Below are 13153 nucleotides of genomic sequence, written 5' to 3'. Positions count from 1 at the left end.
GGTGCCTGTGGTTAGCCGATCCGGTTGCCGGGACGTTTATTTAAGGTAATGATGAAATCGTTAATGTTGACTCCGGAAGCCTCCGCGGCCTTTAGCTGGATGCTGGATAATATGCCCGACCGTTTATTCAATGTGTTTGCTCTGGAGCTGGAGGCATCGCTGCGCAACACTGCTCTGCGATTTGGGCTCAATGAGGAACTACTCAAGACCTTTAATGTGAACGCGCTGGTGGCCAGGCGTGACGATCTGACGCTGGATGATGTCCACCAAACCCTTGAGGCCAATATCTACGCCGGGAGCAAACGCTATGCGGTATTGAGCAGCGGCAGAGTCTACTGCCAGTGCCAGCGGGGAAGCTGGCGACCTTCGCTGTTAACTCCCGATGACGTGAAAAAGCAGAGCGTGACCTGCGAATGCCTGCGCATAAAAATCAAACAAAAATATCTCTGAGCAGCCACGCCTCGCCATTAATGTCGGTGGTTTAAACGAACATTTTTAAGAAGTGGTTTACCGCGGGCGAACGCTCATTAACCCGACTGATGATCGACAGCGGCACGTTGGCATTTTTATGGTTAATTTTCACAAAGGCGACATCAATTCCGGCGCTGGCGTTATTTTCCAGTGAAGCAGGGACGATTGAAATCCCCAGTCCCGCCGATACCAGGTTAATAATCGAGGCCACCGTCGGTGTCGTGCGCTTATAGGTGAGAGTGACGCCTTCCTCATCCGAGATACGGCGGATGGTACTGTGTAAAAAGCGGCTGCGTTCCTGCGGGCACATAATCAGCGGTTCTGCGGCGATCTCATGCAACGAAATCTCACTGCGTTGTGCCAGGGGATGATCCATCGGTAAGGCCACCACCAACGGTTCGTGCAGGATGACCTGCAGGCGCAAGGCGGTTTCGGCAAGGTGCTCGGTTCTGACGAAAGCCACGTCCAGCGTGCCATTGTTGACGCTGTTGATCAGCATATTGGTGTGGGTTTCTTCGAACTGCATTTCGAGCGACGGATATTTCTTGCTGAAGGTTTTTACGGACTGGGTAACCGCCCGGTTAAATACCGACGAGGTGGTGAAACCGACTTTGAGGATCCCGGACTCACCGCGTGAGGCCTTGAGCGCTGCGGTTTTGGCGGTTTCTACCAGTTCGGGAATGGCTTTTACCACCTGGTAGAACTCATTCCCGGCCGGGGTCAGTTCGACCCCGCGGGCAACCCGGTGAAAAAGCTCGGTTCCGACCTCTTTTTCCAGATCGCGGATCTGCATACTGAGGGGCGGTTGACCAATGCCCAGGGTTTCTGCGGCGTGGGTAAAGCTTTTAGCATTGACTATCGCGAGAAAGTACCTGAGATGTCTGAGTTCCATTATTTCCTCTAACACACTGAATCATGGCCAATAAATGGCTGGCGTGACAACGCTGTCTGGAACAGATTTGAACGCTGTGAGCTGCGGCCCTGTAAAGGGTGAGGCTCATGACTGCGCCGAATAACGGGTGCAGCCAACACCCAGGCGACGTGAAGTATAACGGGTATATATATTTTATATATAACTTCTCATCTGGAAAGTGAATATCTCATCCTGAGCCTCAGGGATATACTCTTTTTATCGCGCAACCTTGCTCTGACCTTCTTTTCTGCGAGCGGAAGGGCACGTTGCCGATGGCGGTGATGATGGTTATTTCTGATCTGACTTCTGGCTGATTAAATACGCATCAATTGTTCTCTATTTTATAAGCAAGACTCATATTGCTTAACAAATTAATAAACAGAATACCCATTATCATGACTATTTTAAATTCATTCGCGCAGTTAAAAACCGTGCCGGGTTTACTGTTTCAGGAACTGGTTGACGGGGCGAGAAATAAAGCCCGAGTGATTGATAGCGGCGAGGCGGTGGTCTCGGTGCTCTGCGCTATTTTTATGGCTCATCAGCTTCAGCTTCCACATGTTGGTTGGGCGGCATTCAGCGGTTATATGGTGATGCGCTCGCATGTCTGGATCAGCCTTGAACGCGGAATGTTGCGGGTCATGGGCACCATTTCCGGGGCGCTGCTGGCCGAATTTCTGGCGGTGGGCAGCCGCGGAACGCTGTACAGCAGTCTGGTATTCGGTCTGGTGGCCACCGTGTGTCTCTACCTCGCGCTGACCACCCGACACGGCTATGCCTGGTTGTTTATGGGGATTACCTTCACCATGGTCAGCATGGATGGGATCGAACATGGGATGCATACCGTCCCGTACTTCGCTCAGGCGCGTATTTTTGAAGTCAGCATCGGCACATCCTGTTCGATCGTGGTGAGCGCGCTTTCCACCGTGCTGATCCGCCGGCGGCTGTTTGCACTGACCGACGCGGGTAGGGTGAAAGCCAGCGGGTCTGCTCCCTATTTTTGCTGGCATAAAAAAGCCGGGTTCCATGCCTTGCAGGGTGGGATTGCGCTGGCGCTGGTGCCCATCGCCTGGCGCGAGTTGAGCATCGCGTCACTATCGCAAACGGTGATTACGATCATGGCGGTGATGACCATTCCGCTCAACGCCATCGATATCTCACGTCATCCTTCCAGTATTAAAATCACCCATCGCTTTCTGGGCTGTTTTCTGGGGGCGAGTCTGGCGTTTATCGCCATTACCCTCGGTCAGATTAATCCCGGCCTGATCTATGCGGTGCTGGTGTTGGGGATTTTTATCGGGCGCACGATTGAAAACAGCGGCACCCTGACCTTTAAGTATGTCGGCACGCAACTGACGCTGGCGCTGCTGGTATCGTTGACCCCCGACCACGCGCATTTTATCAACGTCGATCCGGGGTTTAGCCGGCTGTCGGGGATCATGATGGGGATACTGCTGCTGGAACCGACCCGGTTATTGACCCTGAAAGTGCTGACGATGTGCCGTAAGCCTCATTCGGGGGCGTGTGTGGGTTATAGACGGTAGTTTTGAGCGAGGAACGACGTAAATCTCACCCGGAAATTCTCTGTTTGTCGGAAGCGCGCGTAAAGTGGACCGCTCAAATGAGCGGAACAGTTAGACTTTCAGTGCGGCAAGGATGGCGGTTTCCATTTTCTCCGGGGTGGTGAACGGTGCGAAACGCTTAAGCGGTTTGCCATCGCGTCCGACCAGGAACTTCGTGAAGTTCCATTTAATTCGTCCACCCAGCACGCCGGGCAATTCGTCTTTCAGGTAACGAAACAGCGGGTGGGCAGCAGCGCCGTTGACCTCGACTTTCTCGAACATCGGGAAGCTCACGCCGTAGTTGATATGACAGGTCTGCGCGATTTCCTCGGCACCTCCGGGTTCCTGCTTGCCGAACTGGTTACAGGGGAAACCGAGCACCACCAGCCCCTGGGAGGCGTACTTCTTGTAGAGTGCCTCAAGGCCGGCATATTGTGGCGTGAAGCCACAATGGCTGGCGGTATTCACCACCAGCACCAGTTTGCCAGCATAGTCGGCCATAGAGATAGGCTGGCCCTGCAGGCTGGTGGCGGTAAGTTGATAAAAGGTAGTCATATCAGGGTCCTCAGAACGAAATCAGTTAGATGTCGACATTGTTACTCATCCCGGCGTAGTTGTTTGTTATAAGTACGTAAAAGTTAATGAATTTTTAATAAAAGGTCGTTATGTTGTCGACATCACAGTTTTATTAAGGGTTTATCATGCGCGATAAATACACTGGCCTGCAAATCGGCATCCACTGGCTGGTCTTTTTATTGGTTATTGGCGCCTACGCCACCATGGAGCTGAGAGGCTTCTTCCCACGCAGCGACCGGCCGCTCATCAACATGATCCACGTCTCCTGCGGCATCTCGATTCTGGTGCTGATGGTGGCGCGCCTGCTGGTGCGGCTGAAATATCCGGCGCCGCCGATTGTCCCGAAGCCTTCGCCGATGATGACCGGCTTTGCCCACCTCGGGCACCTGGTTATCTATCTGCTGTTTATTGCCCAGCCGATTATCGGCCTGGTGATGATGTATAACCGTGGCAATCCGTGGATAGCCTTCGGCCTGACCATGCCGTTTGCTCCGGAAAGCAATTTTGAGCTGGTCGATACCCTGAAGGGCGTCCACAGCCTGCTGGCGAATACCGGTTACTTTCTTATTGGCTTGCATGCTCTGGCCGCGCTGCTGCACCACTATCTGTGGAAGGACAATACCTTGCTACGGATGATGCCGCGCAAGCGCTAAACCCGGTACTCATACTGCACAGACCCCGCCACATGGCGGGGTTTTTTTATCGCTTTTATCACGGGCTGTGGTACATCTGGTATGGACTGACACACAAGGAGCGCCAATGAATATCAGACTTGCCGTACCCGATGAAGCCCCCGCGCTGTGGGTCATCCGTAATCAGGCCATCCGCAGCGGCTGTCGCGAGAGCTACGGCGCCACCGTGGTGGATGCCTGGACGCCGGATCGTATGCCGGAAGGCTATCGCGAGGCGGTGCAGGACAATCCTTTTTATGTGGTGGAAGACGAGGGTGGGAAACCGGTCGCCACCGGCTATCTCGATATCCACACCGCCAGCGTCGAAGCTATCTTTACGCTGCCTGAATGGGGCGGGAAAGGCTGCGCCGGGATGATCATCAATGCGGTGATTGCCGAAGCGCGACGGCGCAAATTTCGGGTGATTACGCTGGAGGCGACGCCAAACGCCGCCGGTTTTTATCTGCGCCACGGCTTTGTGGCGGTGCGCGAAAAGCTGCTGCCGTCAAAACTGGCGCAGGCGGATCTGCGCTGCGTGGAGATGGCGCTGGAGCTCGACTAAACTCAATGACTGGACGCTTTATCGCGGCGTCAGACGACGTTTCAGTTTGCCTCATCGGTCAATAAAATATAGTATACCCCCCTATATGATATTGAGGGCGGCAATGTGCCACATTCACCTGAAGACAAAAAACGCGCGCTGAGTCGCGTACGTCGCATTCGCGGGCAGGTTGAAGCCCTGGAAAGGGCGCTGGAGTCCGGCGAATCCTGCATGTCGATACTGCAGCAGATTGCTTCTATCCGCGGCGCCACTAACGGCCTGATGGGGGAGATGGTGGAAATCCATCTCCAGGATGAGCTGGTCAACGGCGAAACCACCCCGGACCAGCGCGCGGTCAGAATGGCGGAAGTGGGCCATCTGCTACGATCCTACTTAAAATAAATCATCACGAAGGAAGAGACGGTTATGAAATCACGTGCAGCTGTCGCGTTTGGCCCAGGCCAGCCGCTGAAGATTGTTGAGATTGATGTCGCGCCGCCGAAAAAAGGCGAAGTGCTGGTCAAAATTACCCACACCGGCGTCTGCCATACGGATGCGTTTACGCTCTCCGGTGACGATCCGGAAGGCGTGTTCCCGGCGGTGCTGGGTCACGAAGGCGGCGGTATCGTGGTGGAAGTCGGTGAAGGCGTGACCAGCCTGCAGCCCGGTGACCACGTGATCCCGCTGTACACCGCCGAGTGTCGCGAGTGTAAATTCTGTAAATCCGGCAAAACCAACCTGTGCCAGGCGGTACGCGCCACTCAGGGCAAAGGCCTGATGCCGGACGGCACCACCCGTTTCTCCTATAACGGCGAGCCGATCTATCACTACATGGGGACCAGCACCTTCAGCGAATACACCGTGTGCGCCGAGATTTCTCTGGCGAAGGTCAACCCGCAGGCGCCGCTGGATAAAGTCTGTCTGCTGGGCTGCGGCGTGACGACCGGTATTGGTGCCGTTCACAACACCGCGAAAGTCAAAGAGGGCGATACCGTTGCGGTCTTCGGCCTGGGCGGCATTGGTCTGGCGGTGATTCAGGGCGCGGTACAGGCGAAAGCCGGGCGCATCCTGGCGATTGATACCAACCCGGAAAAATTCACCCTCGCAAAAGAGATGGGCGCGACCGATTTTATCAACCCGAAAGATTACGATAAGCCGGTGCAGGATGTGATCGTCGAACTGACCGACGGCGGCGTGGACTTCAGCTTTGAATGTATCGGCAACGTCAACGTCATGCGCGCGGCGCTGGAGTGCTGCCATAAAGGCTGGGGCGAAAGCGTGATTATCGGTGTTGCTGGTGCCGGGCAGGAGATTAAAACCCGTCCATTCCAGCTGGTGACCGGGCGCGTCTGGCGCGGGTCGGCGTTTGGCGGCGTGAAAGGCCGTACCCAGCTGCCGGGGATGGTGGAAGATGCGATGGCCGGTAAAATCGACCTCGATCCGTTTATCACCCACCGCATGCCGCTGGAGCAGATCAACGAAGCCTTTGATCTGATGCACGACGGTAAATCCATCCGCACCGTGATCCACTTCGGCGACCAGTGATCGACAGGTGCTCAGTGCCGTCAGGCAGATGAGCACCGTTATTCATCCTGCTGAGCAAAAACCAGCGCAACTCTCTGACAGGTTACGCTGGTTTTTTTTACTTCTGGTCAGGCAGGGCGTAGGCGATGATGTAGTCGCCGCGGTCCGGAGACTGACGGGCGCCGCCGGCGTTGATGATAATGTACTGTTTGCCGGTTTTCGGCGAGACATAGGTCATCGGGCCAGACTGGCTGCCAACCGGCAGACGTGATTTCCAGATTTCTTTGCCGTTAGCGGTATCAAACGCGCGCAGGTAGAAATCCTGAGTACCGGCGAAGAACAGCAGGCCGGACTGGGTCGACAGCGACGCGCCGAGGGTTGGCATACCGATAGGGATTGGCATATGCATACGGATCCCCAGCGGCCCGGTGTCTTCCACGGTTCCCACCGGCACCTGCCACACCAGCTTACCGGTTTTCAGATCCACCGCGGACATGGTGCCGAACGGCGGTTTCTGGCACGGAATACCCAGCGGCGACAGGAAGCGCTCGCGCATCGCACCAAACGGCGTCCCTTCCATCGGGACAATCCCCATCTCAATGCCGCTGGCGTTTTTGGCGACTTTTTCGCGCGGAACCATATAGTTCGCCAGTCCCAGACGCATATCGTTGACGAACATCAGGCTGTTGTTCGGATCGACCGAGACGCTGCCCCAGTTCATACCGCCCAGCGAGCCAGGATATTGCAGTGAACGATCTTCGCCCGGTGGGGTGAAGACGCCCTGATGGCGCATGGCTTTAAAGGCAATCCGGCACATCAGCAGGTCCACCGGCGTGGCGCCCCACATATCCGACTCTTTCAGCGTATCGTTACCGATCATCGGCATGCCGACGGAGTAAGGCTGTGTCGGAGAGTAGCGCTCGCCTTTAATATCACCGGCAGGGACCGGACGTTCTTCCACTTTGGCGACCGGTTCCCCGGTGGCGCGGTTGAGCATAAAGATCATGCCCTGTTTACTGGTCTGCACCAGTACCGGCGTGGTGCCGCCTTTACCATCAGGAAGGTCATACAGCAGCGGCTGCGACGGCAGGTCGAAGTCCCACAGATCGTGGTGGGTGGTCTGGAAGTGCCAGCGCACCTGTCCGGTGGTGGCGTCAACGGCGACGATCGACGAGCTGTATTTATCATCCAGCGCGGTACGTTCCCCACCGAAGAAGTCCGGGGTGGCGTTGCCGGTTGGCAGATAGATCAGGTTGAGCTTCGCGTCATAGGACATGGCGGACCAGACGTTCGGCGTCCCGCGGGTATAGGTCTGGCCTTCCGGCGGCAGGCCGGTCAGCGCAGGGTTGCCTGGATCCCAGGCCCATGCCAGCTTGCCGGTATGCACATCATAGGCACGCACGACGCCCGGAGGCTCGCCGGTGGAGAAGTTATCCGCCACGCGGCCGCCGACGACGACGACGTTGCCAGCCACCAGAGGGGTAGAGGTCTGCTGGTAGTAGCCCGGTTTGATTTCACCCATCCCGACGCTCAGGTCGACGGTACCGTGGTCACCGAAGTTTTCACAGGCTTTACCGGTGTCGGCGTCGATGGCGATCAGACGAGCATCGGTGGTCGGCAGGAACAGACGGCGGGCGCAGGCGGCGGGCTGAGTACCCGCGGTTGCTGCGGCCTGCAGGCTGTCTTCGGCATAGCCCAGACCCCGGCAGCGCTGCCAGTTTGGCGCGGTGGCTTTGGGATCGTAACGCCATTTTTCTTTACCGCTGTCGACATCCAGCGCCAGCACTTTGCTGTATGGCGTACAGACGTACAGGGTATCGCCGATCTGCAGTGGGGTGTTCTGGTCTTCCGCGCCGGAGCCGTTGCTTTGCGGGATATCGCCGGTATGGGCGACCCAGGCAACCTGCAGCTGGTTGATATTCTGCTTGTTAATCTGGTCGAGGGCGGCAAAACGATCGCCGTGGGTAGTGTTACCCCAGTGCTCCCAGTTCTTCTGCTGCTCGCCGGGGGCGACCGGTTTGACCGGCACCGCTTCGATGGCGCTCACCAGCGGCTGTGATTTGAACATCCAGCCGAAGCTGGCGGCCAGCACCACGGCGAGGAGCGCGGCCAGCGTAAAGGCCGGGCCTTTCTTCGCCGGCTGGGGCGAGAGATAGGGCCAGACCAGCGCCGAAAGGCAGGCCAGCGCGCCGAGAGCGAACAGGCGCGAGAACAGCGGCCAGTAGGTCCAGCCAGCATCAGAGATCGCCCAGAAAATGGAGGCGATAAAAGCGATGGCGTACAGCACAATCCCGATCCGACGACGGCGGAAAATCAGCACCGAGGCGATGACCATCACCAGTCCCATAATGGCGAAATAGAGCGTACCGCCGAGCGTCGCGAGTTTAACCCCAAGAATACCGATAGCCAGACCGATGATCAGCATCAGCCCGGCGAGCAGCCACAGCAGGATCCGGGGGAATCCGCGTGGTACAGCGAAAGTTGCCATTTTGTCTCCTTAACCATCTGTTGTCAGATGTGAACCAAATGAATCAATTAATAAAATATTATGTTTTGAGTGAAGGCGCTGAAACCTTCGTTGTTGCAGTTAATGGGATAATTTCTGAATTGCGTATGAACCATATGGTGAAATAAAGGCAATGATATGACTGTTAATGAACTTGATGCAATTGTTAAAAAATAATTGCGCATTAATTGATTGTTTTGATGGTTTCGCCATCACTCGCGCGCAGGGCTGAAGAGTGATGCCAGGTGCGTAAGAAAGAGCCAAGGGCAGGGGAAGAGAAGCCCGGATAAGGCGCTGGGCGCGTTATCCGGCGATCGTCAGGCAGGCATCGATTTGCGAATGGCGCTCAGTAACGTTTGTGCGCCGGAGGAGAAGGTCGCGTCCACGCGGGTCAGAATACCAATCGGCTCCCCCGCGCCTTCGGTCGGGATCGGCAGGGTAGCCAGCAAGCCCCGGCGCAGATCGTCTTTAACCGCACCGGACGGAACGAACCAGATGTAGTCATAGTTGACGGTCAGCTGGCGCGATAACGACGCGGAGAGCGTCTCGATACAGCCGGCAGGGATTTTACACCCCTGGCTTTGCAGCAGGGTTTCGGCATTCTGGCGCGGGATAGTGCCTTTGGGTGACACCACTACCGGCCACTCCATCACCCGACTGAGGGTGACGGTCTCCTGCAATAAAGGGTGTCCGGGACGAACCACCAGCTTCAGGGATTCGAGGAACAACAGCTCATAGTTCAGGCCGCTCATCAGTTCCGGGTCAGACATCCGCCCGATACCGATGTCAATTTCACCGGATTTCAGGCCCGCCAGCAGCATGGTGTTATTCATGGTGGCGACCTGCAGGGTGATATCTTTTTGTTGTTGGTGGAACTGGCCAATGACCGTGGGCAGGATCCCCAGCGCGGCGGTGGGCAGCGCGCCGATGCGCACCACGTCATTATTCAACCCCTCTTTACGGTTAAGCGCCTGGCCCGCCGTATTGAGCGCGTCGAGGACTTTTACCGCATGAGTGAGGAACTGTTCGCCGACCAGCGTCAGCTGAGCCCCGAGGCGTCCGCGTTCAAACAGTCGCGTGCCGGTCAGCTGTTCCAGTTCATTGAGCGTTTTAGATAACGCAGGCTGGCTGAGATTGAGGGTTTCAGCCGCGCGCCCCAGAGTTCCCTGTTGAGCGACGGCCACGAAAGTGTGTAGATGGCGCAAGCGAATGCGCTGACTGAAAAGACCATTTTTTTCCATAATCGATGTTAAAAACAGAGCAGCATAGGTGACAAGCGAAGTTATTGAATTTTGATAACCTGATAGCAAAATATTATTAACATTTCATCTTGATGTATTACAAGTTTTTTCATTTTGTACAAAAAACAGACGCCCCGAGCCAGGTCGGGGCAAATCAGGCGAGAAAGCACTCAAAGATCAAAGAAGACGGTTTCGTTGTCACCCTGCAGGTGAATATCAAACCGGTAGACAGTCTCGTTGCCGCGCACTTCGCGCTGGGCAATCAAGGTCTGGCGCCGCACTTCCCACTCAATCAGATTGAGTACCGGGTCATTGAGGTTGGCGTCCTGCTCGTCAGAGAAGTACAGCCGCGTGTTGAGGCCGATGTTGATCCCGCGCGCCACCACCCAGACATTGATATGAGGTGCCATCATGCGGCCATCGCGACCAACCACGGCGCCGGGTTTGATGGTTTCAAAACGCCAGATCCCGGTGGCGAAGTCGGAGCAGCTGCGGCCCCAGCCGCGAAACGCCGGGTCGACCTTTTTGCTCTGCTGGCGATCGTCGGGGTGGTGATAGCGCCCGGCGGCGTTGGCCTGCCAGATCTCCAGCAGCACATCACGTACCGGGGTTCCGGAACCATCGATCACACGACCTTCAAGCGTAATACGCTCGCCTTCGGTATCGGCGGTCGTGAGGTCAGGGCCGAAGTTCTTTTCAAAAATATGGAACCCGGCGGCCTCGGGGGCCAGGCCGATATGCACGTACGGTCCGGCGGTCTGCGAGGCGGTTTCGGCTAAATAGTCTTTCATCGGGTAGCCCCCTGAGTGCGGTTTTCAAACAGCGTGGCGCGATGGCCGCGCAGCACAAGGTCAAAGCGATAGGCCAGGCAATCCAGCGGCACTGCGGCATGAGTATCGAGTTCGGCAATCAGCGTGCGCACCGCGTCATCGTTATTAATGGTTTTGACGATCGGGCACTGCTTAATCAACGGGTCGCCTTCGAAGTACATCTGGGTAATCAAGCGCTGCGCCCACGCATCCCCGGAGAGGGAAAAGTGGATATGGGCCGGACGCCAGTCGCTGACCTGGTTACGCCACGGATAGGGGCCGGGCTTGATGGTACGAAAACAGTAATAACCGTTTTCATCCGTCAGCACGCGCCCGCAACCGCCAAAGTTGGGGTCGATGGGGGCCAGATACTGATCTTTTTTATGCCGGTAGCGGCCGCCGGCGTTCGCCTGCCAGACCTCCACCAGGGTTTTTTTCATCGGTCGACCAAAGCCGTCGCGGACGTAGCCGTGGACGATAATGCGCTCGCCAATCGGCAGGCCTTCTTTGGCATAGTTGAGGATCAGGTCATTATCCAGAGGACCGAGATCGTCATGGCTGAAGACCGGACCGGTGATTTCAGACAGCGAATTTTGCAGCGAGATCAGGGCATTGCGCGGCGAGCGCAGCACGCTGGTTTTGTAGCCCGGTGCGTAAGCCGGGGGATGGTTATTATAGTCGCGATGAATAACCTCGCGCGGTGACCATTTATCGTTCATAGGGTACGGACTCCGTATCTATCGGTAGAGGGGCTTCTTATTGTGTTATCGCCAGAAACAGTGTGTGTAAATGTAATGTTAATTTAAAGTGAAATTAAAGGGTGTTTTCCATAACTTTAGGTTATGTCACAAACGGACGAAAAGCGGGAGGCAGGTTATCCTCATCACAATTTGTAAATTCTTCCCGCCGCCGCCATCGGCCTTTTCTACACTCCAGGAAGTATCCACTGGAGGTAAGGCATCATGGCGAACACCATCACGGCTGATGAGATTCGGGAACACTTTTCGCAGGCAATGTCGGCGATGTACCAGCAGGAAGTTCCACAGTACGGGACGTTACTGGAGCTGGTGGCGGACGTAAATCTGGCGGTGCTGGAGCAGCATCCGAAACTCCATGAACAACTGGCTAATGCGGACGAGCTATCGCGGCTGAATGTGGAACGCCACGGCGCAATTCGCGTCGGCACGGCGGAGGAGCTGGCGACGTTGCGCCGGATGTTTGCCATCATGGGGATGTTCCCCGTGAGCTATTACGATTTATCGCAGGCGGGTGTGCCGGTGCATTCCACGGCGTTTCGCCCGATTGATGACGCGGCGCTGGCGCGTAATCCGTTCCGTATCTTTACCTCGCTGCTGCGCCTGGAGCTGATTGCCAGCGCTGAACTGCGCCAGCGGGCGGCGGAGATCCTGGCCCGACGCGACATCTTCACCCCGCGTTGCCGCGAGCTGATCGCCCGGCATGAAGAGCAGGGCAGCTTTAGCCCTGCCGAGGCCCGGGAATTTATCCGCGAGGCGCTGGAGACCTTCCGCTGGCACAGCCATGCGACGGTCGACGCCGACAGCTATCACGCACTGAGTAACGAACACCGGCTGATTGCCGATGTGGTGTGCTTCCCCGGCTGCCATATTAACCACCTGACGCCGCGTACTCTCGATATCGACCGGGTGCAGTCCCTGATGCCCGAGTGCGGGATTGTCCCGAAAGCGTTAATCGAAGGGCCGCCGCGCCGCGAGGTGCCGATTTTACTGCGGCAGACCAGTTTTAAAGCCCTCGAAGAGCCGGTGATGTTTAACGGGGAGCAGCAAGGCACCCACACCGCGCGCTTTGGCGAAATCGAGCAGCGCGGGATCGCCTTAACGCCGAAGGGCCGCGCGCTGTATGACCGTCTGCTGAACGAAGCCGGGGTTGGCAAAGATAACCTGAACCACCAGCGCCATCTGCAGGAGGTGTTCAGCCAGTTCCCGGACAGCGAATTCCTGCTGCGTCAGCAGGGGCTGGCGTGGTTCCGCTACCGTCTGACGCCGGCGGGGGAAGCCCACCGTCAGGCATTCGGTCACGGGGACGATCCGCAGCCGCTCATCGAACGCGGCTGGCTTATCGCCCAACCGATTATTTATGAAGATTTTTTACCGGTGAGCGCCGCCGGGATTTTTCAGTCGAATCTCGGCAATGAAACCCAGGCCCGCAGCCACGGCAATGCCAGCCGCGAGGCCTTCGAAACGGCGCTCGGTTGCCCGGTGCTGGATGAGTTCACCCTCTACCAACAGGCGGAGGAGCGCAGCAAACGCCGTTGCGGTCTGCTCTGAAACCGGTACTCTGCTGACATGAACCATTGACGA

General features: G+C 56.7%; 13 protein-coding genes. 7 read left to right on the top strand and 6 right to left on the bottom strand.

What is annotated here, in order from left to right:
• Positions 1 to 48 precede the first annotated feature (48 nt).
• Positions 49 to 450 (top strand): hypothetical protein, encoded by a 402-nt coding sequence (locus HF679_RS07210; RefSeq protein ID WP_148060373.1) that lies wholly within the window; start codon positions 49 to 51, stop codon positions 448 to 450.
• 31 nt (positions 451 to 481) lie between these two features.
• On the opposite strand, the gene HF679_RS07205 is transcribed toward HF679_RS07210, so the two are convergent.
• Positions 482 to 1363 carry a LysR family transcriptional regulator gene (locus HF679_RS07205; protein WP_154143738.1) on the bottom strand — a complete coding sequence of 294 codons (882 nt, stop codon included), beginning with the start codon at positions 1361 to 1363 and terminating at the stop codon, positions 482 to 484.
• 416 nt (positions 1364 to 1779) lie between these two features.
• On the opposite strand from HF679_RS07205, the gene HF679_RS07200 reads away from it, so the two are divergent.
• The gene (locus HF679_RS07200; RefSeq protein ID WP_187042784.1) at positions 1780 to 2928 is read left to right on the top strand and encodes an FUSC family protein; all 1149 of its coding nucleotides are present in this window, start codon (positions 1780 to 1782) and stop codon (positions 2926 to 2928) included.
• A gap of 90 nt (positions 2929 to 3018) precedes the next feature.
• Here the strand turns inward: HF679_RS07200 and HF679_RS07195 are convergent, their stop codons facing one another.
• The gene (locus HF679_RS07195; protein WP_187042783.1) at positions 3019 to 3501 is read right to left on the bottom strand and encodes a glutathione peroxidase; all 483 of its coding nucleotides are present in this window, start codon (positions 3499 to 3501) and stop codon (positions 3019 to 3021) included.
• Between the two features lie 146 nt (positions 3502 to 3647).
• Here HF679_RS07195 and cybB point away from each other — a divergent pair, with 146 nt between their 5' ends.
• The 4 genes from cybB (at position 3648) to HF679_RS07175 (ending at position 6279) form a co-directional block, all read left to right on the top strand.
• Positions 3648 to 4175 (top strand): cytochrome b561, encoded by a 528-nt coding sequence (cybB, locus tag HF679_RS07190; protein WP_123754146.1) that lies wholly within the window; start codon positions 3648 to 3650, stop codon positions 4173 to 4175.
• 106 nt (positions 4176 to 4281) lie between these two features.
• Positions 4282 to 4755: a GNAT family N-acetyltransferase gene (locus HF679_RS07185; RefSeq protein ID WP_123754147.1), complete on the top strand. Its 474-nt coding sequence runs from the start codon at positions 4282 to 4284 to the stop codon at positions 4753 to 4755.
• 105 nt (positions 4756 to 4860) lie between these two features.
• A complete protein-coding gene (locus HF679_RS07180) occupies positions 4861 to 5136 on the top strand; it encodes a metal/formaldehyde-sensitive transcriptional repressor (RefSeq protein WP_123754148.1) in 276 nt (91 codons plus the stop codon).
• Between the two features lie 24 nt (positions 5137 to 5160).
• Positions 5161 to 6279: an S-(hydroxymethyl)glutathione dehydrogenase/class III alcohol dehydrogenase gene (locus HF679_RS07175; protein ID WP_123754149.1), complete on the top strand. Its 1119-nt coding sequence runs from the start codon at positions 5161 to 5163 to the stop codon at positions 6277 to 6279.
• Positions 6280 to 6376: 97 nt separating this feature from the next.
• Here the strand turns inward: HF679_RS07175 and HF679_RS07170 are convergent, their stop codons facing one another.
• The 4 genes from HF679_RS07170 to pcaH form a co-directional block, all read right to left on the bottom strand.
• Positions 6377 to 8746 (bottom strand): membrane-bound PQQ-dependent dehydrogenase, glucose/quinate/shikimate family, encoded by a 2370-nt coding sequence (locus HF679_RS07170; RefSeq protein WP_154143742.1) that lies wholly within the window; start codon positions 8744 to 8746, stop codon positions 6377 to 6379.
• A gap of 335 nt (positions 8747 to 9081) precedes the next feature.
• Complete coding sequence (locus HF679_RS07165; RefSeq protein ID WP_123754151.1) at positions 9082 to 10005, bottom strand: LysR substrate-binding domain-containing protein; 924 nt, start codon at positions 10003 to 10005, stop codon at positions 9082 to 9084.
• Positions 10006 to 10175: 170 nt separating this feature from the next.
• Positions 10176 to 10796 carry a protocatechuate 3,4-dioxygenase subunit alpha gene (gene pcaG, locus HF679_RS07160; RefSeq protein WP_123754152.1) on the bottom strand — a complete coding sequence of 207 codons (621 nt, stop codon included), beginning with the start codon at positions 10794 to 10796 and terminating at the stop codon, positions 10176 to 10178.
• Positions 10793 to 11533, bottom strand: a complete 741-nt coding sequence (gene pcaH / locus HF679_RS07155) for a protocatechuate 3,4-dioxygenase subunit beta (protein ID WP_187042782.1) — start codon at positions 11531 to 11533, stop codon at positions 10793 to 10795. Before pcaH ends, pcaG begins: the two co-directional genes overlap by 4 nt.
• 243 nt (positions 11534 to 11776) lie before the next feature.
• Between pcaH and HF679_RS07150 the strand changes: the two genes are divergently transcribed.
• Positions 11777 to 13120: a VOC family protein gene (locus HF679_RS07150; protein ID WP_187042781.1), complete on the top strand. Its 1344-nt coding sequence runs from the start codon at positions 11777 to 11779 to the stop codon at positions 13118 to 13120.
• Positions 13121 to 13153: the final 33 nt, after the last annotated feature.

Source organism: Enterobacter sp. JUb54 (assembly GCF_014298075.1).
In the GTDB taxonomy this organism is placed as follows: domain Bacteria; phylum Pseudomonadota; class Gammaproteobacteria; order Enterobacterales; family Enterobacteriaceae; genus Klebsiella; species Klebsiella lignicola.
The sequence above is the reverse complement of the archived record's forward strand: the minus strand, read 5'-3'. Positions and strand labels throughout refer to the sequence as shown.

Coding starts and splice junctions, on each gene's coding strand:
- HF679_RS07195 (WP_187042783.1), bottom strand. CDS start 3,501: ATGACTACCTTTTATCAACTTACCGCCACCAGCCTGCAGGGCCAGCCT.
- HF679_RS07170 (WP_154143742.1), bottom strand. CDS start 8,746: ATGGCAACTTTCGCTGTACCACGCGGATTCCCCCGGATCCTGCTGTGG.
- cybB (WP_123754146.1), top strand. CDS start 3,648: ATGCGCGATAAATACACTGGCCTGCAAATCGGCATCCACTGGCTGGTC.
- HF679_RS07165 (WP_123754151.1), bottom strand. CDS start 10,005: ATGGAAAAAAATGGTCTTTTCAGTCAGCGCATTCGCTTGCGCCATCTA.
- HF679_RS07185 (WP_123754147.1), top strand. CDS start 4,282: ATGAATATCAGACTTGCCGTACCCGATGAAGCCCCCGCGCTGTGGGTC.
- HF679_RS07200 (WP_187042784.1), top strand. CDS start 1,780: ATGACTATTTTAAATTCATTCGCGCAGTTAAAAACCGTGCCGGGTTTA.
- HF679_RS07150 (WP_187042781.1), top strand. CDS start 11,777: ATGGCGAACACCATCACGGCTGATGAGATTCGGGAACACTTTTCGCAG.
- pcaG (WP_123754152.1), bottom strand. CDS start 10,796: ATGAAAGACTATTTAGCCGAAACCGCCTCGCAGACCGCCGGACCGTAC.
- HF679_RS07210 (WP_148060373.1), top strand. CDS start 49: ATGATGAAATCGTTAATGTTGACTCCGGAAGCCTCCGCGGCCTTTAGC.
- HF679_RS07175 (WP_123754149.1), top strand. CDS start 5,161: ATGAAATCACGTGCAGCTGTCGCGTTTGGCCCAGGCCAGCCGCTGAAG.
- pcaH (WP_187042782.1), bottom strand. CDS start 11,533: ATGAACGATAAATGGTCACCGCGCGAGGTTATTCATCGCGACTATAAT.
- HF679_RS07205 (WP_154143738.1), bottom strand. CDS start 1,363: ATGGAACTCAGACATCTCAGGTACTTTCTCGCGATAGTCAATGCTAAA.